At 29.6% G+C, this 25,161-nt stretch carries 29 protein-coding genes and 1 tRNA gene; 15 read left to right on the top strand and 15 right to left on the bottom strand.

Annotated features, from left to right (window positions below):
• Positions 1 to 35 precede the first annotated feature (35 nt).
• The 8 genes from pstB to mfd form a co-directional block, all read right to left on the bottom strand.
• The gene (gene pstB / locus FGQ49_RS00455; protein WP_138267947.1) at positions 36 to 797 is read right to left on the bottom strand and encodes a phosphate ABC transporter ATP-binding protein PstB; all 762 of its coding nucleotides are present in this window, start codon (positions 795 to 797) and stop codon (positions 36 to 38) included.
• Positions 798 to 805: 8 nt separating this feature from the next.
• On the bottom strand, positions 806 to 1,654 hold the full coding sequence (pstA, locus tag FGQ49_RS00450) for a phosphate ABC transporter permease PstA (RefSeq protein ID WP_138267946.1): 849 nt from the start codon (positions 1,652 to 1,654) through the stop codon (positions 806 to 808).
• Between the two features lie 15 nt (positions 1,655 to 1,669).
• Positions 1,670 to 2,557, bottom strand: a complete 888-nt coding sequence (gene pstC, locus FGQ49_RS00445) for a phosphate ABC transporter permease subunit PstC (protein WP_138267945.1) — start codon at positions 2,555 to 2,557, stop codon at positions 1,670 to 1,672.
• 75 nt (positions 2,558 to 2,632) lie between these two features.
• A complete protein-coding gene (locus tag FGQ49_RS00440; protein WP_138267944.1) occupies positions 2,633 to 3,436 on the bottom strand; it encodes a phosphate ABC transporter substrate-binding protein in 804 nt (267 codons plus the stop codon).
• Between the two features lie 163 nt (positions 3,437 to 3,599).
• Complete coding sequence (locus FGQ49_RS00435) at positions 3,600 to 4,358, bottom strand: carboxymuconolactone decarboxylase family protein (protein WP_138267943.1); 759 nt, start codon at positions 4,356 to 4,358, stop codon at positions 3,600 to 3,602.
• A gap of 2 nt (positions 4,359 to 4,360) precedes the next feature.
• The gene (locus FGQ49_RS00430) at positions 4,361 to 4,738 is read right to left on the bottom strand and encodes a MerR family transcriptional regulator (protein ID WP_138267942.1); all 378 of its coding nucleotides are present in this window, start codon (positions 4,736 to 4,738) and stop codon (positions 4,361 to 4,363) included.
• A gap of 126 nt (positions 4,739 to 4,864) precedes the next feature.
• The gene (locus tag FGQ49_RS00425; protein WP_138267941.1) at positions 4,865 to 6,370 is read right to left on the bottom strand and encodes a peptidylprolyl isomerase; all 1,506 of its coding nucleotides are present in this window, start codon (positions 6,368 to 6,370) and stop codon (positions 4,865 to 4,867) included.
• A gap of 69 nt (positions 6,371 to 6,439) precedes the next feature.
• Positions 6,440 to 9,886 (bottom strand): transcription-repair coupling factor, encoded by a 3,447-nt coding sequence (gene mfd, locus FGQ49_RS00420; RefSeq protein WP_138267940.1) that lies wholly within the window; start codon positions 9,884 to 9,886, stop codon positions 6,440 to 6,442.
• A 239-nt stretch (positions 9,887 to 10,125) separates the two neighbouring features.
• Here mfd and FGQ49_RS00415 point away from each other — a divergent pair, with 239 nt between their 5' ends.
• A complete protein-coding gene (locus FGQ49_RS00415) occupies positions 10,126 to 12,090 on the top strand; it encodes a fructose-1,6-bisphosphatase (RefSeq protein ID WP_138267939.1) in 1,965 nt (654 codons plus the stop codon).
• A 22-nt stretch (positions 12,091 to 12,112) separates the two neighbouring features.
• Here the strand turns inward: FGQ49_RS00415 and FGQ49_RS00410 are convergent, their stop codons facing one another.
• Positions 12,113 to 12,826 carry an N-acetylmuramoyl-L-alanine amidase family protein gene (locus tag FGQ49_RS00410; RefSeq protein ID WP_138267938.1) on the bottom strand — a complete coding sequence of 238 codons (714 nt, stop codon included), beginning with the start codon at positions 12,824 to 12,826 and terminating at the stop codon, positions 12,113 to 12,115.
• Positions 12,827 to 13,075: 249 nt separating this feature from the next.
• Here FGQ49_RS00410 and rplU point away from each other — a divergent pair, with 249 nt between their 5' ends.
• The 8 genes from rplU (at position 13,076) to FGQ49_RS00370 (ending at position 17,454) form a co-directional block, all read left to right on the top strand.
• The gene (gene rplU, locus FGQ49_RS00405; RefSeq protein WP_138267937.1) at positions 13,076 to 13,411 is read left to right on the top strand and encodes a 50S ribosomal protein L21; all 336 of its coding nucleotides are present in this window, start codon (positions 13,076 to 13,078) and stop codon (positions 13,409 to 13,411) included.
• Positions 13,411 to 13,737 (top strand): ribosomal-processing cysteine protease Prp, encoded by a 327-nt coding sequence (locus tag FGQ49_RS00400; protein WP_138267936.1) that lies wholly within the window; start codon positions 13,411 to 13,413, stop codon positions 13,735 to 13,737. The genes rplU and FGQ49_RS00400 overlap by 1 nt, the downstream gene beginning before the upstream one ends.
• Before the next feature lies 1 nt (position 13,738).
• Positions 13,739 to 14,032 (top strand): 50S ribosomal protein L27, encoded by a 294-nt coding sequence (rpmA, locus tag FGQ49_RS00395; RefSeq protein WP_138267935.1) that lies wholly within the window; start codon positions 13,739 to 13,741, stop codon positions 14,030 to 14,032.
• A 66-nt stretch (positions 14,033 to 14,098) separates the two neighbouring features.
• A complete protein-coding gene (gene obgE / locus FGQ49_RS00390) occupies positions 14,099 to 15,382 on the top strand; it encodes a GTPase ObgE (protein WP_138267934.1) in 1,284 nt (427 codons plus the stop codon).
• 10 nt (positions 15,383 to 15,392) lie between these two features.
• Positions 15,393 to 15,680, top strand: coding sequence for a ribosome assembly RNA-binding protein YhbY (gene yhbY, locus FGQ49_RS00385; RefSeq protein ID WP_138267933.1), 288 nt, complete (start codon positions 15,393 to 15,395; stop codon positions 15,678 to 15,680).
• Between the two features lie 3 nt (positions 15,681 to 15,683).
• Positions 15,684 to 16,280, top strand: coding sequence for a nicotinate (nicotinamide) nucleotide adenylyltransferase (gene nadD / locus FGQ49_RS00380; RefSeq protein ID WP_138267932.1), 597 nt, complete (start codon positions 15,684 to 15,686; stop codon positions 16,278 to 16,280).
• A 12-nt stretch (positions 16,281 to 16,292) separates the two neighbouring features.
• Positions 16,293 to 16,874: a bis(5'-nucleosyl)-tetraphosphatase (symmetrical) YqeK gene (yqeK, locus tag FGQ49_RS00375; RefSeq protein ID WP_138267931.1), complete on the top strand. Its 582-nt coding sequence runs from the start codon at positions 16,293 to 16,295 to the stop codon at positions 16,872 to 16,874.
• Between the two features lie 85 nt (positions 16,875 to 16,959).
• Positions 16,960 to 17,454 (top strand): YcxB family protein, encoded by a 495-nt coding sequence (locus FGQ49_RS00370; protein ID WP_138267930.1) that lies wholly within the window; start codon positions 16,960 to 16,962, stop codon positions 17,452 to 17,454.
• 14 nt (positions 17,455 to 17,468) lie between these two features.
• On the opposite strand, the gene FGQ49_RS00365 is transcribed toward FGQ49_RS00370, so the two are convergent.
• Entirely contained in the window at positions 17,469 to 18,401 is a 933-nt protein-coding gene (locus FGQ49_RS00365; protein WP_138267929.1) for a M28 family peptidase, read from the bottom strand.
• A 79-nt stretch (positions 18,402 to 18,480) separates the two neighbouring features.
• On the opposite strand from FGQ49_RS00365, the gene FGQ49_RS00360 reads away from it, so the two are divergent.
• The 4 genes from FGQ49_RS00360 (at position 18,481) to FGQ49_RS00345 (ending at position 20,500) form a co-directional block, all read left to right on the top strand.
• Positions 18,481 to 18,678, top strand: coding sequence for a hypothetical protein (locus FGQ49_RS00360; protein WP_138267928.1), 198 nt, complete (start codon positions 18,481 to 18,483; stop codon positions 18,676 to 18,678).
• Positions 18,679 to 18,744: 66 nt separating this feature from the next.
• A complete protein-coding gene (pth, locus tag FGQ49_RS00355; protein ID WP_138267927.1) occupies positions 18,745 to 19,305 on the top strand; it encodes an aminoacyl-tRNA hydrolase in 561 nt (186 codons plus the stop codon).
• A gap of 152 nt (positions 19,306 to 19,457) precedes the next feature.
• On the top strand, positions 19,458 to 20,381 hold the full coding sequence (locus FGQ49_RS00350) for an alpha/beta fold hydrolase (protein ID WP_138267926.1): 924 nt from the start codon (positions 19,458 to 19,460) through the stop codon (positions 20,379 to 20,381).
• A 43-nt stretch (positions 20,382 to 20,424) separates the two neighbouring features.
• A tRNA-Thr gene (locus FGQ49_RS00345) sits at positions 20,425 to 20,500 on the top strand.
• 35 nt (positions 20,501 to 20,535) lie between these two features.
• On the opposite strand, the gene FGQ49_RS00340 is transcribed toward FGQ49_RS00345, so the two are convergent.
• Entirely contained in the window at positions 20,536 to 20,877 is a 342-nt protein-coding gene (locus FGQ49_RS00340) for a YolD-like family protein (RefSeq protein ID WP_243112186.1), read from the bottom strand.
• Positions 20,861 to 22,135: a DNA repair protein gene (locus FGQ49_RS00335; protein WP_138267925.1), complete on the bottom strand. Its 1,275-nt coding sequence runs from the start codon at positions 22,133 to 22,135 to the stop codon at positions 20,861 to 20,863. The genes FGQ49_RS00340 and FGQ49_RS00335 overlap by 17 nt, the downstream gene beginning before the upstream one ends.
• A 165-nt stretch (positions 22,136 to 22,300) precedes the next feature.
• Between FGQ49_RS00335 and FGQ49_RS00330 the strand changes: the two genes are divergently transcribed.
• Together FGQ49_RS00330 and FGQ49_RS10265 are read left to right on the top strand one after the other, a co-directional pair.
• Positions 22,301 to 22,696 (top strand): rhodanese-like domain-containing protein, encoded by a 396-nt coding sequence (locus tag FGQ49_RS00330; RefSeq protein ID WP_138267924.1) that lies wholly within the window; start codon positions 22,301 to 22,303, stop codon positions 22,694 to 22,696.
• 18 nt (positions 22,697 to 22,714) lie between these two features.
• Complete coding sequence (locus FGQ49_RS10265; RefSeq protein ID WP_171020540.1) at positions 22,715 to 22,888, top strand: hypothetical protein; 174 nt, start codon at positions 22,715 to 22,717, stop codon at positions 22,886 to 22,888.
• 23 nt (positions 22,889 to 22,911) lie between these two features.
• On the opposite strand, the gene FGQ49_RS00325 is transcribed toward FGQ49_RS10265, so the two are convergent.
• From FGQ49_RS00325 to FGQ49_RS00315, 3 genes are all read right to left on the bottom strand, one after another.
• Positions 22,912 to 23,862 carry a sugar-binding transcriptional regulator gene (locus FGQ49_RS00325; protein ID WP_138267923.1) on the bottom strand — a complete coding sequence of 317 codons (951 nt, stop codon included), beginning with the start codon at positions 23,860 to 23,862 and terminating at the stop codon, positions 22,912 to 22,914.
• A gap of 12 nt (positions 23,863 to 23,874) precedes the next feature.
• Entirely contained in the window at positions 23,875 to 24,225 is a 351-nt protein-coding gene (locus tag FGQ49_RS00320; RefSeq protein ID WP_138267922.1) for a PTS glucitol/sorbitol transporter subunit IIA, read from the bottom strand.
• A gap of 87 nt (positions 24,226 to 24,312) precedes the next feature.
• The gene (locus tag FGQ49_RS00315; protein WP_138267921.1) at positions 24,313 to 25,158 is read right to left on the bottom strand and encodes a class II fructose-bisphosphate aldolase; all 846 of its coding nucleotides are present in this window, start codon (positions 25,156 to 25,158) and stop codon (positions 24,313 to 24,315) included.
• Between the last annotated feature and the right edge of the window lie 3 nt (positions 25,159 to 25,161).

Genomic DNA, 25,161 nt, shown 5'->3' with positions numbered 1-25,161 from the left:
TTTCTCCTTCCTGTTTGATAAGTTATAGTTAAGTATCAACCAAATCTTCCTGTTATGTATTCTTCTGTTTTTGGATGCTTTGGATTAGCAAACAAAGAAGAAGTTTTATTGTATTCAATTAATTCTCCAAGCAAGAAAAATGCTGTTTTATCAGAAATTCTTGCAGCCTGTTGCATATTATGAGTTACAATTACAACAGTATATTTCTTTTTAAGGTCAAATACCAATTCCTCTATCTTCATTGTAGAAATAGGGTCTAAAGCTGAAGTCGGTTCATCCATAAGAAGAATTTCAGGTTCAACTGCCAATGCTCTGGCAATACAAAGTCTTTGTTGTTGACCACCTGATAAACCAAAAGCAGATTTTTTAAGTCTGTCTTTTACTTCATCAAATAAAGCAGCACCTCTTAAACTTCTTTCTACAATTTCATCAAGTTCGCTTTTATTTTTTATTCCGTGAACTCTCGGACCATAAGCAATGTTATCATATATGCTCATTGGGAATGGGTTTGGTTTTTGGAATACCATACCTACTTTTTTTCTAAGCAATGTTACATCAATATCATTATCATATATATTTTCATTATCAATTAATATTTCCCCGGTAATTTTTACTCCATCTACCAAATCATTCATTCTATTTAAACTTTTTAAATATGTAGACTTACCGCATCCACTTGGACCTATTAATGATACTACTTCATTTTCTAAAATATCCATGTTTATATTTTTTAAAGCATGGTTTTCTGAATAATAAAGATTCATATCTTTAGTAATAATCTTTTTTCTCTTTTCCATTTTTCCTCCTACTTAGCCTCCAATTTCTTTGAAAGCAATCTCGCTGATACATTTATTATTAAAACAATAACTATAAGTATACTTGCAAGGGCAAAACATACTGATAAGTTTTCTCCACGTGATGCATATAAATAAAGTTGAACGGTAAGTGTTGCACCGCTTTTAAATATATGACTTATTACTCCGTCTGTTAACATATATCCCATACCTGATGTAAATATCAAAGCTGCACTTTCTCCTACGACTTTACCTATACTTAAAATTACAGCTGTTACGATACCAGGCATTGAACATGGAAGTAAAATAGTTCTTATTAAATGAATTTTTCTTGCTCCCATACCAAGAGCACCTTCTCTGTACATATCAGGCACACTGCTTAAAGCTTCTTGTGTAGTTCTTATTAAAGTAGGAAGAACCATAATCGCAAGAGTTAAAGCTCCTGATAAAATTGAAACACCAAAACCACAGAATATAGAAAAGAACATATATCCAAACAAACCGTAAATAATTGAAGGTATACCCGCAAGAGTTTGTGTTGTGAATTCAACAAGTCTTACGATTTTGCTGTCTTTCTTTGCATATTCATTAAGGTATATTGCACTTCCGATTCCTATTGGAACAGATACGATAAGTGTAAGTACTATCATATAAAGAGTATTTACAATCATTGGAAGAACCCCAACTGTTCCTTTAAGTTCGCTCGGAGATGTTGTAAGCATTTCCCAGTTTATGCTGCCTACGCCTTTAAATAAAACATATAGAACTAAAGACAAGGCAAGTAATGCTGTAAATCCCGCACATAAAATAACTAAGAGTCTTAGTATAGTATCACTAATTCTTAACTTTTTATTTTTCATATTACCCTCCTGTCCTTAATCGTATTTTTTATCTGCTTTATTTAAAATCATATTTAAAACAAAGTTTATTATCATAATGAAAATGAACAATACAAGACCTATTGCAAATAATGCATCTCTATGAGTTCCAACGGCATATGACATTTCAGATACGATACCGCTTGTCATCAGTCTAACTGAACCGAATAATTTTGGTAAGTTAACGCTGTTTCCCGTTACCATAATAACTGCCATTGTTTCCCCGATCGCTCTGCCAATACCTAGAACAACCCCTGTTGTAATACCGCTTCTTGCAGCAGGAATTAATATTTTAAAAATTGTTTGCATTTTTGTTGCGCCAAGACCTAAAGAAGCTTCTTTATATTCATTTGGAAGAGCTCTTAAACTATCTTCACTTATTGTTACGATTGTAGGAAGTATCATTATCGCAAGTACAAGCATACCTGTAAACAAACATGCTCCGTATGATAAATTAAATACATTAGCAATAAAAGGTACAACCAATATTAATCCTACAAACCCGTAAATTACAGAAGGTATACCAGCAAGAATTTCAATAAATGGTCTTATAATATTAGCAACTTTTTTGTTTGCTACTTCACTTAAGAATACTGCTGTTAATACTCCCACGGGAACTCCTATTATTATTGCACCAAGAGTAGCACATATACTTGAAAGTATCATCGGTAAAATACCAAAGCTTGGGTTACTTCCTGTTGGATTCCATTCTGTCCCAAACAAGAAATGAAAAAGCCCTACATCTTTTATTGCAGGGAATCCTGAAATAATCATGTATAAACTTATCACAACTACACTAATAATAGAAACTACTGCGCAAACAAAAAATATTTTTTCAAATATACTTGATATTTTATCTTGTTTATATGTATTTTTTAGTTTCATTTATTTTCCTCTTCAATAAACATTAATGCACCATATGGTGCATTAATGTTTTAATTATTTAATTTATGTAATTTATTATTTTACTTTTACAAAGTGGCTGCTTTCAACGATAGCTTGACCTTCTTCACTTAACATATATTCAACATATGCTTTTACTTCTTCAGAAGCATCTGTTTTTGTTACTACGATGAATGGTCTTTGAACCTTGTAGCTTCCGTCTGATACTGTTGCTTCTGTTGGAGCAACACCGTCAACTTTTACAGCTTTAACTTCATCATCAACATATCCTAAAGACATATATCCGATAGCGCCTTTTGTTGAAGCAACTGTTGATTTAACTTGACCTGTTTCGTTAAGTTCAGCTTTGTATTTACATTTTTCTTCAACACCAAGAATGCTTTCAAAACCATCTCTTGTACCACTACCAGCTTCTCTGCCAACAACTACGATTTCTTCGTCAGCTCCGCCAACTTCTTTCCAGTTTGTGATTTTTCCTGTGTAAATATCAGCAATTTGAGCAGATGTTAAATCTTCAACACCATTTTCAGGATTTACTACGATTGCAATACCATCGATTGCTACTTGAGTAATTTGTAAATCATCTGATTTTTCTTCATCTTTAACATCTCTACTTAACATACCAACTTGAGCGCTTCCATCAACAACACTTGTTACACCTGCTGATGAACCTCCGCCTTGAACTGAGATTGTTACTCCGTTTTTAGCAAGGTAATCTTCACCCCATGCTTTTGCTACGCTTTCCATTGATGTAGAACCTGCCATTGTTATTGATCCAGTTCCTTCAGAGCTTGAACCGCATCCGGCAAATCCCATTAAGCATAATGCTGCTAAACCTACAGCTAATAATTTCTTTTTCATATTCTTCATTTCCTCTCTTTATTTAATATGGTGCTATGATATACCAATATTTAAACTTTGGAAATCATACTTAAGTAAAAGGAATGTAAAATAAAAGTAAAGCTGTAAATTTTTTATATATAAAAAAACACTTAAACTCTATATAAAGTTTAAGTGTTTTTTACTAATCAGGTATGACTTCATTTAAACAATTAAAGGCATTTAACGTTCTTGGAAAGCCTATATATGGCAGACACTGGGTTATAACCGCAATAAGTATTTCTTTTGTATTTCCTACATTAATATTTCCTTGAATATGAGATTTAACTTGACTTTCACACCCTCCAAGAGATATTAAACAACTTAAAGTAATTATTTCTCTTTGTTTCAAATCAAGACATTTTCTTGTATAAAAGTCTCCAAAGCACATTGCAGATAGATAATTTTGTATATGCTTTTGGTTTTTTGGTGCATTTTCGTGTAATTTATCAATAACTTCTCCAAAAATTTCTTTTTGAACTTCCAACCCTTTTTCAAATCTATTATCTTCACTTGTTGTACTTTGGCTTTTTACAGAATACTCAATATTGTTTTCTTTAAAAACTTCTTTCATTACCTTTATAGCTTCCTTAACTTTGGCAAAACCAATATAAGGAGAACACTGTAATATTGTTTCGTTTATTTCTACACTGCTTATATTTAAATTTAATGCATATTCAATATGTTCTTTAAGAGATGAAAATAAACCGCTTGCGGTTAAAACGCTTATTGTAATAAGCTCCCTAAATTTTTTATCTATTAAATCACTGTTTTCAAATACCTCTCCATAAATAAAATAATTCATTATTTGTTCAAATTCTGAATCTAACAAATCTTCAATATTTTCATTTTTAACAAGTTTTTTCAAATTTTCTTTTGCTAAACCTATTCTGTCATCTTTCATTTTTATTCACCTCTGAGTTCCTTTTCTTTTTTAAGACATTTTTCATATCTTTCAATTTTTTTATTTAATCTTTCAAGAGTTTCCTGCATTGAATTAATTCTTTCAATTAACTTTTCTCTTTCTTCAAATAATATATCTTTTCTTGCTCTCGCAGTTTTGTCACCTTCTTCAAATAATTTTACATACTCTATTAAACTTTCAATTGAAAGCCCTGCTCCTCTCATACATTTAATAAATTCTACCCATCCAATATCTTTTTCAGTATAATCTCTTATCCCTGAAGAATTTCTTTTTACCGGCGGAATAAGTCCAATACGCTCATAATATCTAAGTGTATCTTGAGATAAATTCATTTTTTTACTAACTTCGGCTATTTTCATTTTTCTTACCTCTATATTTTAAATATATAATTTATAGCTATTTTTATTTTCTATATATAATTTACACCTTGGAGTTAACTCTAAGTCAATACTTTTATAAAAAAAGAACTGACAAAGCAGTTCTTTTTATTTTTTAATTATAGATTTATAAGTTTTAATCTTATTGTTTTCTTTTAAATCAGCCATAAACATATTAAATGGCTCATCTATTTCTGTTCTTAAAATATCATATTTATGTTCTTTTTTAATTTCTTCATCTAACTTAGAAGCAGCTTCTGCCTTTCTGTCGGCATCAAGTGCAACTAAAATTTGATCCATAGAATCTTCAAACTTAGGTTCTACGATATTTTTATCATAAACATAAACTACATGATAACCATATTCTGTTTTAACAGGTCCTATAACTTCACCTTTTTCAGCATCAAATACAGCTTCAGAAAACTCTTCAACCATATCTGAATACTTAAAAGCGCCAAGATCAGATGCCTGTTCAACACTTTCATCATTTTGATATTTGCTCATTAAATCATCAAAATTTGCCCCTTCTTTTTTTGCTTGTTCATAAATTTCTTTTGCCAAATCTTTATCTTGTGTCAAAATATGTTTTGCGCTTACTGTTGAAGTATCATATTGTTTTGTATTTTTTTCAAATTCTTTCTTTGCATCATCTTCTGTAGGTTTTTCATATGAAACTTCATCATGAAGTTTATCTTTATATGCATCGGCAGTTGCTACCCATGTAGCAGCTTCATCATATTGTTTTTTAGTTATTCCATATGCATTATATACAGATTCCATTGTTTCTGAACCATACATTGAATCATATGTTGAATTTTGTTCTTTTATATTATTAATTGTTTCTTCTGTAACTTCAAGTTTCTTTGCTGTTCCTTCGGCATAAAAAGCAGCTTTTTCTTTTATTGTTTCTTCTGTGTCTTCTTTTATTTCTTCAGGAGTTTTCGATTCCGTAGTTGAAGAATCCCCGCTTGAATAATAAGAATTCATATAGCTGTTATATTCTTCTTCTATTGTTTTTTGAATATATATATAATAATAAACATATGCTGGAACTTCTATATCATCAACAGTCATATATGTTGAAGTTGCATAGCCTTTACCTTGAACTTCATTTCTGAATTTATCCATGAAACCATTAGTATAAGTCATTGCTTCTGAATATGTTTTTGCGGCTTCTTTAAAACTTTTTTCATCTTTAAAACCATATTTTTGTAAAATTTCCAAATAATCATCATTTGTCATATATTGACTTTCTTCAATTCCGGCAAGTAAATTATTTACGCCTTCTTCAACTTCTTTTTCATTAACTTTATAATCGTATTTATCAGCTACTGTTTTAAGAAGTTCTCTTTCAACCATATCATTAACAATATCTTCTTTCATAGTTTTAAAAGAGTCTTCATCTTCAGTTATATCTTGTCCTGTTGTAGCATAATAATATACAGCTGTAAAATTAACAATTTCATCCATTTGTGATTTTAAAATTTCTGTATCATTAACTTTTGCAACAGCACTTGAAGCAAGTTTTTCTTCATTTACTGTACATCCGCATACAGATAATACAAAAAGCAGCGATACAACAATACCAACAACTTTATTTATAATAATTTTCATAACATTTCCTTTCTGTTACATAAACTTTTATATTAATAATGATTAATCTTATAAATTATACACAATCCATCATAGATTATCAATTATTTTATCTATAAGCTTCATGATATTTACATGAACATTTCTGGTCTTTTTATAAGGGAAACATATTCTAATGAATTTTGCATTTTTTATAAATTTACCCTTAAACATTTCATATAGGTTATTTATTACATCTATATTAATTTCAATGTCTTTATCAAAATCAAAATATATTTCTCTATTTTGTTCATTTACGTTAATGCTTAATACATCTTTCATAGATGCCTTATTTCTAAGAAGGGATATATTAATTAGGTTCATTGTTGCAGACGGAATATCTCCATATACATCTATTAAATGATCTATAAGGTCTTCTTTGTCAGATTCTGTTTCAACACCCGCTATTTCTTTATAAGTAAGGATTCTTTGCATTTCATCTTCAATATAATTCTTTCCTATATAAGCATCTACTTTCATATTTATACTTGTTTCCACTTCTTTTTTTAGCTTTTCTCCTTTGCTTTCTTTTAAAGCCTCTGAAAGCATTTTTGTATAAAGCTCATATCCAACCGAAGAAAAATGTCCGCTTTGATTTGCTCCTAAAAGATTACCTGCACCTCTTATCTGCAAATCTCTTATGGCAATTTGAAATCCCGAACCAAATTTTGTAAATTCATTTATTGCTTTAAGTCTTTTTACGGCAGTTTCGTTTAAAGCTCTGTTTTTTTCATAGGTTATATAGCAATAAGCATTTTTATTGCTTCTTCCAACTCTTCCTCTAAGCTGGTATAACTGAGAAAGTCCAAGATTATTACCGTCTTTTATTATCATGGTATTTGCATTTAATATGTTAAGCCCATTTTCAACTATCGCCGTACATACAAGCACATCAAATTCCTTATTTAAAAAGCTAAACATTGTTTTTTCAAGCTCTCTTTCAGGCATCTGCCCATTTGCAAATTCAACTTTTAACCCTGGAATTAATTTCCTTAAATAAGAACAAGTACTTTCAGCATTCTTTACTGAATTATAAACAAAGAATACTTGCCCATCTCTTCTAAGTTCTCTGTTTATAGCTTCCTTGATTATATAATCATCATACTCAAGTACATATGTTTCTGTTTCTTCTCTTTCTTTTGGAGGTTTTTCTATTGTGGATAAATCCCTTATACCTATTAAAGACATATTTAAAGTCCTTGGAATAGGTGTTGCCGATAAAGTAAGAGTATCTACATTTTCTTTTAAAAGTTTAAGCTTATCCTTATGCGCAACTCCAAACCTCTGTTCTTCGTCTACAACAAGAAGTCCTAAATCTTTAAACTGAATACTATCGGAAAGCAGTTTATGCGTTCCTATTACAATATCCACTTTTCCTCTTTTTAATTTATCTATTATCTTATCTTGCTCTTTTTTCGTCTTGAATCTGGATAGCATTTCTATACTTACGGGAAAATCTTTAAACCTTTCAACGAAAGTATCGTAATGCTGCATAGCAAGAATTGTCGTTGGTACCAAAACTGCACATTGTTTTGAATCCATACAGGCTTTAAATACAGCTCGCATGGCAACTTCTGTTTTCCCAAAACCTACATCCCCACATACAAGCCTGTCCATAGGATAAGGTTTTTCCATGTCTTCCTTTACTTCCCTTACACATCTTTCCTGATCCTCAGTAAGCTCATATCCAAAACTATCTTCAAATTCTTTTTGCCAAGGAGTATCGGAAGAGAAAGCATATCCTTTTATTTCTCTTCTTTTTGCATAAAGGGTTATATATTCTTTGGCAAGCTCTTTTACAGCCTTTTTTGTTCTGGCTTTTGTATTTTCCCAAACCTGAGAACCTAACTTGTTAAGCTTTGGAGGTGCATCGTCACTTCCTATATATTTACTTACAAGATGCATCTTATTTGCAATTACATAAAGTTTGTCACTTCCCGCAAACTCTATCTCCAAATAGTCGTTATATAATCCTCCGGCTTCCATGTTTACCATACCAAGATATCTACCTATACCATATGTTTCATGAACTACATAGTCCCCTTTTGATATCTCGCTGAAAAATGCTTTCTCTTTCTTTTTATCAGATTTTTTTACTGTTTTTTTTGTTTCTTTCTTCTTTAAAATATCATTATAAGAAAGAATAAACATTTTTTCACTTAATATATTTACACCGTACTTTATATTTTCCTTTACAAAAGCAATTCTTCCTTTTGCAATATTTTCGCTGTAAGTTAATTTGTAATTATCCAAAAACTCGCTTAAGTTCTTTTTCTCTTTTTCATTTCTATATGTCATTAAAACTTTGTAATCATCTTTTAGAAAAGAAACTATACTGTCTATTAAAAAATGAATGTTTTTTACATAATTGATATTGTCTGCAGATTTTATTTCTATTATATCTTTGCAGAAAAGATTATTTGATGTCATAGACAAATCAAAATAAATCATGGAATTATTCCTTATAAATATTTCCTCTACATGTGAAAAAGTAAAATGATTGTTTACCTGATTATTAAGAATTTTTCCATGTTCATAAAGGTCTTTTAATTCTTCTTTGTTTTTTTTGTAAAAAGAATTGTAGCTTTTCTTTAGTAGACTATAATCATCAAAAATAATTATAGGATCTGTAAATAAATCTAAAACAGACTTTAATTCTTTTAAGGCATAGAAAACATACTTGGTTGTAAAATTTGTATTATCTTTTATTTTTTCATAAAGTTCTCTGTAATTTTTGTCTATTTCTTCGTCCGTATTCTTTGCGATATCTTTTTCTAATTTTCCTCTTGCTTTTTTATTAAGTTCCTTTAATTTCTCAAAATTTAAAATACTTGTTTTTGCGGGAACTAAAGTAAAACTTTCAAGCATATCAATACTTTTACCTGTTACAGTATCAAATGTTCTTATTGAATCTATTTCATCATCAAAAAACTCTATTCTTACAGGTTTTTCTTCCCCCATAACGAATACATCGACAATCCCGCCTTTTACGCTGTATACACCTTGCCCACTTACTTCATATTCTCTTTCATAGCCGAAGTACTCAAGAGTTTTTATAAAATCATCTATATCCCATATATCTTCTACTTTTTTTGTAATAATATCTTCTTTAGTAAAAAATACACCCTTTTCACATATTGCATTTATAGATGTTACAATAATCTTTTTCTCATCCATTAATGCATTTTTTATTACACTTACTCTTTTATTTGTAAGCTCCATTGAATGTGCATCTATAAACTCATGAGTTATAGGCTTTTGTGGATAATATAAAATATCGTCTTCACCTTTAATATCTATAAGTTCTTTATATACTTCCTTTGCCGCCAAATCATCTTTTAAAATATATATTATAGGATTGTTTTCTTTTTCATAAGTATACAAACTAAGCATATTTTTTAAATTCGCACTTACGCCATGAACAAATATGCTTCCTTTTTTATCATCAAATTTTATTCTTTCACCTAATTTTGTTTCGTTAAATATCCTACCAAACATAAATACCCTCTTAATGTTTTATTAAACGCATAAATTATATATTATTATAACATAATTAAAAAATTGCATTTTAAAATATATCATATTTCCAAATAATAAACATATCAAATTAATTGTATTTTTTAAATATTTTTATTCTTTTTTAACTTACTTCTCATACATATTAAAAAAAACTTTATATCATTATTATTTATAAAACCAAAGCATTATAGTATTATAATACAAAGGATGGTAAAAAAATGAGAAAATTTAACACAAAAGAAATATATGATAATATTGACTACCTAAATTTGTTTTCTAAACAGTATCAAAACCCTTCTCATGTAAGAGCAAGAATAATAGAGCTAAACTCTTCTCTTAATCTTCCAAAGGGAACGGAACACTTCATTACCGATATACACGGAGAAAACGAAGCATTTGAACATGTACTTAGGAACTGTTCAGGAAGTATAAAAAGAAAAGTTAAAGAAACCATAGGAAGTATAGCCAGCGAAGATGAAATAAGAACAATTACAACTCTTATTTATTACCCGCATAAAAAATTAAAACTTCTTCACGAAGAAAACAAGACCCATAAAATCTGGTATAAACAAACTTTAAAATATCTTATTGAAATTCTTTCTACCGTATCGGCAAAAGCAACAAAAGAACAAATAAGAAATGTTTTAGATAAAAATTATGTAAATATCATAGAAGAACTTTTGTATGTAAACAATAAAGACGAAAAGAGAACATTATACTTTGAAAATATTTTAGACACAATAATAGATACAAAAGCAAGCGATGACTTCATAATAAAAATATGCAGAGCCATAAGAAAAATAAACCTTGACCATCTTCATATTATAGGAGATATATATGACAGAGGTAAAGGTGCACATAAGGCGATGGATATTATAACAAATCACCACAGCGTTGATATTCAGTGGGGCAACCATGATATAGTATGGATGGGTGCAAATTACGGAGATGAAGCCTGCATAGCAAACGTAATAAGAATATGTTTAAGATACGGAAACATCGAAACCTTAAGGGATGGTTATGGAATAGGCATTTTAATGTTATCTCTATTCGCTCAAGAAACTTATAAAAACTCAACAAAAGAAGATTTAAAAAACTTTCTTCCAAGGCTAAGCGATGAAAATCCCGATATAGATGAAATAATTCTTGCTAAAATGCAAAAGGCAATAGCCGTTATTCAATTTAAACTCGAAAGCCAGGTAATAAAAAATCACCCTGAATATAATATGGATAACAGAGATTTACTTTCAAAATGTGATTTTGAAAAAGGAACAATCCTAATAGATGAAAAGGAATATGAACTTAACACAAAAGATTTTCCTACAATAGATAAAAATAACCCTGCAAAACTTACAGAAGAAGAAGAAAAAATAATAAAATCTTTAAAACAAAGTTTTATATCAAGTGAAAAACTAAGTGAACATGTAGATACGTTATTTACAAAAGGAAGCATGTACCTAGTTTACAACGGAAATCTTCTTTTCCACGGATGTATACCCCTAAACGAAGACGGAACATTTAAAGAAGTAAAAGTTTGTGAAGAATATTATAAAGGAAAAGAACTGTTAGATAAAATGGAACTTCATTTAAGGAGTATTGCAAACAGCGAGCAAAGCGACAAATCATACTTCTGGTATTTATGGTGCTCTCCAAACTCTCCTCTTTTTGGAAAAAGCAAAATGGCAACCTTTGAAAGGTATTTTATAGATGACAAGGAAACTCACAAAGAAAAATATCTTGCATATTTTACAAAAGCGGCAAATAAAGAAGTTGCAAGAGAAATACTTGCAGAGTTTTCTCTTAATGATGAAAATGCAAAAATAATAAACGGTCATGTTCCCATTAAATTAAAAGAAGGTCAAAGCCCTATAAAAGCAGACGGGAAACTTCTTTTAATTGACGGAGGATACTCAAAAGCATATAGAAGCGTAACGGGTATTGCAGGTTTTACATTAACTTACAATTCTTACGGAATGAATTTAATAGCCCATCACCCTTTTGAAAATATTGATTATGCGGTAAAAAATGAAATAGATATAAAAAGTGAACAAAGGTTTTTATATGACAACAATAAAAGAATTCTTGTAAAAGATACGGATAAAGCAAAGGAAATAAATAAAGAAATATATTATCTTGAAATGCTTCTAAGTGCATATTTAAAGGGTATAATAAAATCACAATAAAACAGTTGTTTTTACAACTGTTTTATTTATTATGAGTAAAATCATTGTTATAAAAATATTTTACTACTCCAAGAGCTATATAATTAGAAAGCTGCTTTTGATATTCTTCATCATTAAGAAGCTTTTCTTCGTTTACTTCACTCATAAACCCACATTCTATAAGTACACTTGGTATATTATCATTTTTTAATATATATAAATCATCATGAGGCTCTATATTTCTTTCTTTTGAATATTTTGATGTATTATCCAATTGTTCTTTTATTCTTTTTGCAAGAAGTTCACTTTTTTCATGGTCTTTTAAGTATAAAACTTCTGCACCTCTGCTGTTATCAGTATGAGAGTTCATATGTATGCTTATTAATATATCGCAGTTTGATTCTTTTATTATTTCTCTTCTTATTTTCATATCATCTTTTTTTCTCCAAACAAGACTTCCGTCTTCATAAAGCCCGTTTTCACTATCTCTGGTTAAAACAACATTTGCTCCCATACTCATAAGAATATCTTTTAATTTTAAAGTTACGTCAAGATTAAGGTCATCTTCATTTTTTATATTTCCCACTTTCCCCGGGTCTTTTCCCCCATGCCCTGCATCTATACAAATGGTTTTACCTTCCAATATATAAAGTGAATTATCAACATAAGAAGCCGTAACAAGAAGGTAGCAGCATATTCCAAACATAAAAGCTATTAATATAACAGCAAAAAGAGCAATATATACATATTTTTTCATAAACTTCCTCCTTAGTCATATATATTTATTCTTTATTTTTAATATGAATACATAAATAATTTTTGTTCAAAATAATTTTTAAGTTTAATAAAAAAATTCTTTTAATTTTATAATAAAAATATTTTATTTTGTTGACAGCAAAAAAAGGCTATGATATACTAAATAAGCATGTATCCGCACTGAAAAAGGTAAAAAGAAGTTGATTTTCACACCTTAGACGGCGAGACAGGATAGTGGAGGTAGAAAGATATGTATGCAATTATTAAAACTGGCGGTAAACAATACCGTGTTCAAAAAGGTGACGTTATAAACGTTGAAAAAATTGTTCCAAAAAGAAAAAATCAAAAGAAAGTTACTTTTGATGAAGTATTAATGGTAAATGAAGATTCAAATATTCTTGTTGGAACTCCTGTAGTAGAAGGCTACAAAGTAGAAGGAAAAATCCTTGAACAAGGAAAAAGCGAAAAAGTTATTGTATATAAATACAAAGCTAAAAAAGACTACAGAAGAAAACAAGGACATCGTCAACCATACACAAAAGTTGAAATTACAGGTTTAGTAAAAGCTGAAGAAAAAGCTGAATAATGATTAATATCGACATTAATATTAAATCGAATTTTATAAAACAAATTGAACTTAAGGGACATGCCGGAAGCGGTGAAAAAGGTTATGACTTGATTTGTTGCAGTGTATCAACCTTGTTAATAGCTTTAATAAACGGATTAAGCGAATATATAAAAGCTGATATTGATGTTAAAGTTAAAGAAGGTTATTCTCTTGTTAAAATAAATGAAGCAAATCAAGAAAAGAAAATAAAAACTGATGTTTTGACAAAGACATTCTTACTATCTGTAGAAAGTCTTAGCGAAGAAAACCCTGAGTTTGTAAAAGTAAATATCATGGAGGAATAAAATGATTAAATTTAATTTAGATAACTTACAACTATTCGCTCACAAAAAAGGGATGGGTAGTACAAAGAATGGTAGAGATAGTGAATCAAAAAGACTTGGAACAAAAAAAGGCGACGGCCAATATGTATTAGCAGGTAACATTTTAGTAAGACAAAGAGGAACTAGAATTTATCCTGGAGTAAACGTTGGAATCGGCGGAGACGATACATTATTTGCTAAAGCTGACGGAGTTGTTAAATTCGAAAGAAAAGGCAAAACAAGAAAACAAGTTAGTGTTTATCCAAAAGCTCAATAGAATAATTTAATTAATAAACTCCATACTAAAAGGTGTGGAGTTTAATTTTTTATAGAGGAATAAATTATGTTTGTAGATAAAGTAAAAATTAATGTTAAAAGCGGAAAAGGCGGAGACGGTGCTGTAGCTTTCAGAAGAGAAAAATACGTTCCAAACGGCGGTCCTTCAGGCGGAGACGGAGGAAAAGGCGGAGACGTTATTTTTGTTGCTAATAATGCCTTAAATACACTTGAAGCATTTAGATACAAAAGAAAGTTCGCAGCTCAAGCAGGTGAAAACGGAAGCAGAAGCAACATGAGCGGTAAAGACGGTAGCGACATTAGAATTGAAGTTCCCGTAGGTACAGTTATTTTTGACAGTGAAACCGGTCAGCTTATTTGTGATATGGTAGAAAACCACCAAGAAGTTACGGTTTTAAAAGGAGGCAGAGGAGGAAGAGGTAATCAACATTTTGCAACTTCAACCAGACAATCTCCTAAATTTGCAAAACCGGGAGACGAAGCAGAAGAAAAAGAGCTTATATTAGAGCTTAAAACAATTGCCGATGTTGGTTTAATAGGTTTCCCTAATGTAGGAAAATCTACAATACTTTCAATGGTAACAAATGCAACTCCCAAAATTGCAAATTATCACTTTACAACTCTTTCACCAAATCTTGGAATAGTAAAATATAAAAACAGCGAAGAATTCGTTCTTGCTGATATTCCGGGACTTATCGAAGGAGCAAGTGATGGACAAGGACTTGGTCATCAATTCTTAAGACACGTTGAAAGAACAAGACTTCTTGTTCATGTTCTTGACGCATCATCAATAGAAGGAAGAGACCCTAAAAAAGATTTTGATATAATTAACAACGAACTTTCCCTATACTCTGAGAAATTAAAGGAAAGACCTCAAATTGTAGTTCTTAATAAAACAGATTTAATTAATCCTGACGAAAAAGAAGAAAAAATAAACGAACTTACAAAATACTTTGAAGACAAAGGATATAAGGTATTTAATTCCAGTGCGGCAATGAATGACGGTCTTGATAAAATAATGGACTGTATAGTTGAATTACTGCCTGAAACACCAAAAACACCTTTATTCTTTACAACCGAAGAAAAAGTAATCTACGCACCAAAAGCAGAAAAAGAATACGAAATTGAAGTTGAAGATAACGTATATTATGTTGAAGGAAAAATGATGAGACGTCTTATAAAATCCGTAAACCTTGAAGATTATGAATCAAGTATGTATTTCCAAAGAGTTCTTAAAAACAAAGGAATCTTTGAAGAAATGGAAAAAATGGGTATTAAAGACGGCGATATAGTAAACATAGAAGGTTTTGAATTTGAATATTATAAATAGGAAGTAAAAAATGAACAGCAAAGAAAGAAGTTATTTAAGAAAAGAAGCCAGTAAAATGCAGCCTATAATTCACATAGGCAAAGACGGAATGAGCGACAATATAGTAACTCAAGTAAAAGACGCATTAAAAGCCAGAGAACTTATAAAGGGAAAAATCCAACAAAATTCACTTGAAGATGTAAGAGAAGTAGCTAATTATTTAGCAGATAAAACAAACAGTCAAGTTGTTACAACAATAGGAAATACTTTTATACTTTATAAAAGAAATCCTGACAAAAATAAATATGAGGTATTATAATTAATGAAAGTCGGGTTTTTAGGAGGAAGCTTTAACCCGATACATAACGGGCATATAAAGCTCGCTTTATCGGCAAAGAAAGAGTTTTCTCTTGATAAAGTATTATTTATACCAACAAACATCAATCCAATAAAAGAAAATAAAAGCAAAGTTTCAACAATGCAAAGACTTAAAATGGTTGAACTTGCAATAGAAGAATACCCTTTTTTTGAAATAGATACTTATGAAATAGACAAAAAAGGGGTAAGTTACACAATTGATACGGTATCTTATTTAAAAGATAAATACAATGACTTATTTTTTATAGGAGGAGCTGATTTAGTGTTTGAAATACACAAATGGAAAGATTATGAAACTCTTTTAAAAGAAGTAAATTTCATAATAGCCAACAGACCACCTTATAAAAAAGAAGAGCTTAAAGAAAAAACAGATCTTTTAAATAAAGAATACAATGCAAAAATAACCCTTTTAGAAAATTTTAACCTTATAGATTTATCTTCCAGTGAAATAAGAAAGAATATTTTAAAAAATAACTCTTTAAAAATTCCTGAAAAAGTGGCACAATATATAATAGAGAATAATTTATATTATAACGATTAGAGGAAGAGTAACATGAAAGAATACACAAACATCAAACACGAATTAAAGAAAATGCTAAAAGAAGACAGATATATTCACACCCTTGCAACACAAAGAGAAGCAGTAAAACTTGCTAAAAACTATGGATATGATACAGAAAAGGCTTCCCTTGCGGCTCTTCTTCATGACTGTGCGAAAAATATGGATCCTGATGCAATGATTGATATCTTAAAAAAACAATATTTTAAAATAGATGAAATCGAAAGAGTAAATACCGCATTGTTACATGGAAAAGCAGGAAGAATAGTTGCAAAATTCAAGTTTAACATAACGGATGAAGATGTATTAAGTGCCATAGAATATCATACAACGGGAAAAGAAAACATGACTATGCTTCAAAAAATAGTTTTTCTTGCCGATGTTATAGAAGAAACAAGAACATATGAAGGCGTTGAAGAAGTAAGAGAAATGGCATATCAAAATATTGACAAAGCCATTGTAATGAGCCTTAACAGAACAATTCTTTCAATTCTAAAAAGCGGGAAATTACTTCATCCAAATACAGTAAATGCAAGAAATTATCTTGTAATGGAAAAAGAAATAAAAAATAAATAAAATTACCTTTTTTAAAGGTAATTTTTTTATTTCTACATAAAGTATAGTGTATAATATACATAAATAAAAACAGAGGGTAAAAAAAATGAACAAAGAAGTAATAAATGAATTTGTGTATGATGAAAATGCAATAAACGAAGTAATGGCTTTTTGGTGTAAAAAAGAATTTAAGAAACTTTATATTTCATCTTTTATTTTACTTATTATAGGCACAGCATATTTTATTGCCTTTAAAAATTCACTTGGCGTTGTTGCAGTACTACTGTCTATAGTAAGTTTTCTTTCAGGTAAATTTGCCATGAGAAAAAATATTAAAGCAGAAAAAGAAAGGGCTTTACTTTTAAATAAAGAAGAGTACCCTATATTTAACATCACCATAAACGATAAAATAACTATGAAATCTGACAAAACAGAAAGATCTGTTCCATTTGAAAGCGTTAAAGGCTTTGATGAAACAGATAACTTTATTGTTGTATTTTTACAAGGTAAAATGACAATACCTTTAAAAAAGGATAGCTTTATAAAGGGAAGTGCAGATGAATGCATTGAAATTCTAAATTCAAATATAATAAAAAAATAAAGCCGTAAAAGGCTTTATTTTTTTAACTCAACCATAATGTCAGTCAATAGATCTATGTTTTCTTTTTTAAATACTATATCTTTATTTGTGTGTATTTTATCAAGATAATATCCAAGTATTTTATTCTTCTTAAGCCCCGCAACACCAATAGCATTTTTAAACACCATTTGGTCTGAAGGATAAAACGTCTTTTTGCTGTTTTCTAAAAGTATTTCTTTATTATATTTATGCTTTACTCTTTCTATGATATTCTGCATTTTTTTATAAATATCACTATGCATAGTCAATTCCTTTGTAACAAAAAGTATATTATCTCCGTCACTTACACAATCAAAATTTATAATAACTTTATTATCTATAATATCTTTATGTTTTTTCTTAAATTTGAATGCACCTACGAGTCCTATTTCTTCGTTATCGAAAAACACAAAAGCAGACTTATTTATTTCTTCACTGCTAAGTTTATCCATTATATTAAGTAAAGTTACAACTCCTGAAGTATTGTCATTTACAGTATGTTTGTTTTTAAAACCAAACATCATTAAATATAAATCTAATATAATAATTAAAATATAACCTATATTCCCGATAATCTCACTTTTAGTAAATAATATTAAAGTAAATTTTACCGCTAAAGCAGGCAATACAAGAAAAAATCCTAAAAGGATTGAATAAATAGCATATATAAATAGATTCTTCGGAGTAATAAAATTAGGGAAAATCATTCTTGCACACGTATCATAATGAGCGGTAAATACTGTATCCGCTTCATTTATATCACCCACTACAATATTTCTTGTCTTAAAGAAATCATTATATTCTTCAATATCATATTTAATATTGTTATTATTAAAATATTCAGTTAACAATTCTATAAATCTGCTTTTATCTTTATATGATTTTCTTACTTGATATTTATCCAGTATAGTTTTTATTAAACTGTTCATAATTGCCTCTTTAATTTAATATTTATTTTAATATACCATAATTTTCAAATAAAATATATAAATTAATTAAGGAGGATAAATGGAATTTTTTAACGAATATGTCCCTTACAGTAAAGATATACTTAACAAAAATGAAAAAGAGAAAGAAAATATATCCCTTAAGCCTAATGAAAAAACCATAGAAGATGTGAGCATGGTTGCAATAATGGCTATAACATCAATGACAAATATGGTGCAAATGGTATCAAAAGCGATTATTGATAAAATAAATGAATAAAATCTTATTGAAATTTAAAAATAAATGATATAATAAATAAGCTATTTTATACTTAAGGAGAAAGAAATGTACTTAATAGTGGGACTTGGCAATATAGGAAACGAATATAATCTTACAAGACATAATATAGGATTTGAAACAATAGATTATTTAAGTGAAGAATACGATATAAAAATAAACAAAACAAAATTCAAGGCAGATTTTGGCAAAGGTAAAATTGCCGGAGAAGATGTATTTTTGGTAAAACCGAGAACTTACATGAATTTAAGCGGTGAAAGCGTAAAACTGTTTAAAGATTATTTTAAAATTCCTGAAGAAAATATATTTATAATTTATGATGATATAGAACTTCCAAAAGGAAAACTTAGAATAAGAAAAAACGGCGGAGCAGGAACCCATAATGGAATGAAATCAATAATAAAAGAAATCGCTACAAAAAACTTCCCAAGATTTCGCCTTGGAGTTGGAAGCCCTGAACATGGTGATCTTGTAAATTATGTTCTTGGAAGATTTAGCGAAGAAGAACTTCCTATAATAAGAGAACTTGTAAAAACTACGTCAAAAGCAATCTATACTGCCCTTGACAAAGATCTTGACAAAGCAATGAATATGTATAACAAAAAGTAAAAGAGGAATATATCTTCTTTTACTTTTTTTATAAATTATTAAATTTATATAAATAAAATGACATGATTATATTTAATCCTATCTTTTGTGATATAATGTTTATATAAATCGGCTTAATTCAATTTTAAAATTTACACAGAGGTAATTTAAAAATGAAAGAACAATTATTTTCAATTAATTCATCTGATGAGAAACTTCAACTTTCATGTTATATAAAAGCACCAGAAGAAAATGCAAAAGCAGTTATTCAAATTGCTCATGGTATGGCAGAACATAAAGAAAGATATTATCCTTTTATGGAATATCTTGCAAATAACGGTATTGCATGCATAATAAATGACCACAGAGGACACGGTGAAAGTGTTGAAACAAAAGAGGATCTGGGGTATTTTTATGATGAAACAGGTGAAATGATAGTCGAAGATATGTATGCCGTAACAAAAAAAATGAAAGAAGAATATCCGAACATCCCATACTTTATTTTTGCTCACAGTATGGGTACTTTGGCTACAAGAAATTATATACAAAAATACGATGATGAAATTGACGGGCTTATTTTATGCGGAGCTCCTTTTGAAAATAAAGCCGCAGGTCTTGGAATAAAGATAGTTGATTATCTTGAAAAATTAAAAGGAAAACATCATAGAAGCAACTTACTAAATATGGTTGTTTTTGGCTCATTTAACGATAAATTTGAAGAAAATATAAAAAACAAATGGTTAAACAGCGATGTTAAAGAAGTTCAAAAATACAATAAGGACCCTCTTTGCGGATATGTTTTTACATTAAACGGATTTAGAAATTTGTTTAAATTAATCGAAAATGCCTTTAAAAAAGAAAAATATGAAGTAAAAAACAAAAATCTGCCAATTTTATTTATTGCAGGCGAAGACGACCCAGTTATAGGTGAGGAAGATGATTTCCATAACAGCATGGATTTTTTAAAGGAAGCAGGATATAAAGATATAAAACATATTTTATATTTTGGTATGCGTCATGAAATTTTAAACGAAAAAAACAAACAGGAAGTGTACAAAGATATTTTAGAATTTATTGAAAAAAATATGGTAAAATAAATTTACAAATATATTAAATCATGATATTATATGAACTGTTAGTGCTACTATGGCTCAGGAGGTAGAGCACTTCCTTGGTAAGGAAGAGGTCACGGGTTCAAGTCCCGTTAGTAGCTCCACCTTTAAAATTTAAGTGCATTAAAATGCACTTTTTTTATTTCTCTTTTATTATGTCTATGTCATATATATTATCAAATAAAATTCTATCATTTGTTATATATAAACATCTTGAAACAGTATCTATTTTACTTACCTTTCCCGTTTTTTCGATATATTCTCCTTTAAAATAATATATAATCTTAACAATATCATTTCTTTTTAACTGTCTTAATTTGTAATCAAGCACTTCTTCATATTCTCTTGAAAATTCCTTTTTTTCCACTTTAACTTTTTCTTTTATCCTAAGTGCCTCATCATATCCTTTTAATGCTTTAAAAGGCATAAACTGTTTTGCCCTATCTTCCCTTTTCATCTTTATTCTATTTTGACTCTCCACTTCTATGCCCTCCGATTTGCATATTTCTCTCCCTTGCCGTAGCACCTTCTTTTAAGCTCATTCCTTTTAAAAGAGAGTTTTTTCCATATTTATCTTTTATATTTATAATTGTTTTTTGAAGAACTTCTTCCTTTTTATTTTCTTCTATATTACTAAACAAATTATACTGATAAATATCATTATTGGTAACATTGTTAAATGTTATATAAAACCTATGAATTAACGCATCTTTTAAGACAATTTCATCATATAACTTTGATACATAAGAGCTTATTGTTTTTGAAGAGTTGGTTAAAGTGGGTATGGTTATTGTTCCATGTGAATATTTTTTAAAGTATTTTTTGTTATATCTAACATGAAGAGTAATACAGCTGCAAACAAGATTTTTTCTTGTAAGGTCAAGACATAAAGAATCCACCATTTCCATTACTATAATTTTTCCTGTTTTAACATCGCAGTCTTTTCCAAGGACTTGTCCGTTTCCTACTGATGTAGCTTTAGGTTTATATTTCTTTATATCTTGCATTGTAACGCTTTCTCTTCCCCATGCATGATCAATCAAAAGCTCCGCATCTATGCCAAATATTTTATAAAGCATATTTTCATCTGTCTTAGCCAAATCTTTCATGGTTTTAACCCCTATTTTTTCAAGTCTGTTTGCAATACCTCTTCCAACTCTCCAAAAATCCGTTATTGGCCTATGCTCCCATAACATTCTTCTATACATTTTTTCGTTTAAAACGCCTATGTTATCATCTGTTCTTTTAGCCATAATATCAAGAGCTACTTTAGCTAAATATAAATTACTTCCAATCCCACAAGCAGAACTTATACCGGTAGTATCATAAATATCTTTCATAATTTCTTTTGCAAGCTCTTTTGCATTCATTTTATACATATATAAATAGTCACTTACATCCATAAAAACTTCATCAATACTATAAACATGTATATCATCCTTTGAAATATACTTTAAATATATTCCGTAAATATCCGCAGAAACATCTATATACAATTTCATTTGGGGAGGAGCTATTATATAATTTATGTGTCTTGGTATTTCAAATAATCTGCATCTTCCGGGAACGCCCAGCTTTTTCATTGCCGGAGATACCGCAAGACAAATTGTTTTTTGACTCCTCTTAGGATCTGCAACCACTAAATTTGTAGTCATTGGATCAAGTCCCCGCTGTCTGCATTCCACCGATGCATAGAAGGATTTTAAATCTATGCACATATATATTCTGTTACTTTTCATAACATCACCTATCAAACGTTTATTTGAAACATATGTTCTAATAAATTATATTACTTTTTTATATTTTATTCAATACGAAAATTTTTCCATTAATTATATTTTTTTATTTAAAAAGAATTTAATTTGTGATAATATTTGCTATACAAAATATATAAGGAGAAAACAATGAAAACTATCATCGTTATATTACTTATTGCTCTTTTATTATTTATAAGTTTTAAATTTCTTACTACAAAAGAAGAACCTACATCAAACTATAATAAAATTACTGTAGATGAAGCAAAAGAAATGATGGAAAAAGAAGATGTAATCATAATTGACGTAAGAACAGAAGATGAATATAATACATCTCATATTAAAAACGCTGTATTAATTCCAAACGAAACCATAGGAAATGAAAAATTAAAAGAGGTTAGTAACTTAAATCAAAAAATAATCGTATACTGTAGAAGTGGTGCAAGAAGTAAAAAAGCCGCAATGAAACTTATAAACATAGGATACAAAAACGTATATGATATGGGCGGAATTATGAACTGGACATATGAAACAGTGACAGAATAAATAAAAAGAGGAATAATTATGGAAACAGGAAACACAACGACTATTGTTAAAAAAACCGTAAAGTCAGGTATTTCATTCGGAAGTGCCCTTGCAATGGTTATAAGTTATACAACTTGGCATTCTATATTCTGGGCGATAATACATGGACTTTTAGGATGGATATATGTAATTTATTTTATAATAGTGCATTAAAAAAACACCACTTAAGCGGTGTTTTATCTTGCAAGTGAAATAAGTTTTTTTGCCGTATTTACATCTGTAATAAGGGAATCAATATAATTACACCTTATTGCTGTATATATACTGTCGGCTTTTTCAACTCCTCCGGCAACGGCAACAACTTCTTTTATCTTTTTTATTTCATTCAAGTCTAATGACATTAAATGATCATGCCATTTGCAATCTATTTTTTCTCCTCTTTTATTGTATATGTTATAGGATATATCCCCTACAATTGCTTCGTCTAATTCTTGAAGACTTTTATATTGTTTATACATATAATTTTCAACCCAAGTACGATATCTATCTTGCCCCCCTATTCCCACAACTGCCAAATCTGCATTTTTTGCTTTATCAAAAACTTCTTTTATAAAGTTTTGACTTATTAACATTTTCTTAGCTTCATGAGAATCTACAACAAGAGGAGCATGTAGCTCCATATAATTACCGCCGCTTCTATGGGCAAGCATTTCGCATATTGCACTTGCCTGCATATATCTGTACTTATCTCCAAGTCCACCGGATATTGGAACAAAAGTTACATCATCAAAAGGAAGAGAACACACAAAACCTGATGCTATCTGATAACAGGTTCTGCCCCCTGCCATTGCTATAACTTTATTGTTACTCATTTTTCTTGCCAGATATTTGCTTGCGGCAGAACTTAATCTATCAATAAGCAAGTCTTTATATTCAACATTTACACAAATTACGTCTTTTAAAAACAATGCTTCTTTAAGCTCACTTTCAAGTTCTCTGTAAGGATGAACGCCTTCATCATGAATAACAACCTCTACTATTCCAAGAAGCCTTGCTTTTGTTATCATTTTCGATATGGAAGAACGGCTTATGTTATACTTTCTTGCGATTTGTGCCTGAGTTAGATTTTTATCGTAATATAGATGAGCAATTTCGATTAGTAAACGATTTTCATCATAATTTTCCATATTTTATCCTCATTAAAATTCTATGATATCCCCTTGTTTTATATCGGGAACTACGCAAGGAGAAACAAGTATGCTTCCCGGCATTAAATCTAAATCGGGACTAAAATTAATAGTCATATGCCCTAAATTATATAAATTTTCATTTGCTGCATCACCGCCGATTTTTTCAACGGTATATTCATTTCCACCAATAAGTATTTTACCGCCTACTTTAATCATTTCAGCATTGGGATTGTCAATATACTCATGTACTATACAAATATCTTTTAACTCATCAGGACAGTCTTTACCGAATATTACAAGTAAAGGATATCCTTCAAAATATGCCTCTTTTCCTATGCTTACTACTTTTGTCTTTACCATTTTAATACCTACTTTCTTTGTTGTCTTTGCATAATAAATATTTGCTATATTATAATAACATAAATTAAAATAAATTATAAATATAGACTAACAGTCAAATATAGACATTGCTCGTTTTACGTCTTCTTCCATTTTATCCGTTGCATAAAGACTCATTTTATCAAATGCCATATTATTCGGATTTTTCTTTATATACTCATGTATCCCCTCTCCACCGGCACAGTTCATATATGTATAATAATTAATTTTGCTTATACCATTTTTGATTGATTTTATATAATCTTCTTCACTTACTCCTGAACCTCCATGCATAACAAGAGGAATTCCTATTTTTTCTTTTATTGTTTTTACTCTTTCAATATCAAGTTTAGGTTCTGTTAAATATACGCCATGAGTAGTTCCAAAAGATATTGCAAGAAAGTCTACTCCTGTTCTTTGAACAAATTCATATGCGCTTTCCGGATTTGTATATATACCTTCATCATCTTTACCGCCGCCTTCATCAGATGAAGCAAAACTTCCAACATGACCAAGCTCTGCTTCTACAGATACCCCTGCTGCATGAGCAATTTCAGTAATATATTTTGTTTCTTCTATATTTGTTTCAAAATCCTTTGCTGATGCATCGTACATAATAGAGCTTACACCCATTCTTATTGCCATAATACATTTTTCAAAAGTACTGCCATGGTCTAAGTGAACACTAACAGGAACACTTGCTCTTTTTGCATAGTACATATATATAGGTAACATCTCTTCCATTTCCATTATCGGATCATGCGACTGAGCATGCTGTAAAATAATCGGACAGTTTAAGCTTTCCCCTGCTTTTATTGTAGCTCTTATTGCTTCAAGAGAAGGGCAGTTAAATGCGCCTACAGCTTTTTTGTTTTTTTGTGCATTTACTAATAATTCTTTTGTGTTTACTAACATATT

It is taken from the genome of Anaerofustis stercorihominis (genome assembly GCF_005844425.1).
In the GTDB taxonomy this organism is placed as follows: Bacteria; Bacillota; Clostridia; order Eubacteriales; family Anaerofustaceae; genus Anaerofustis; species Anaerofustis butyriciformans.
Note: the sequence above shows the minus strand (reverse complement) of the source record. Positions and strands in the feature narration are given on the sequence as shown.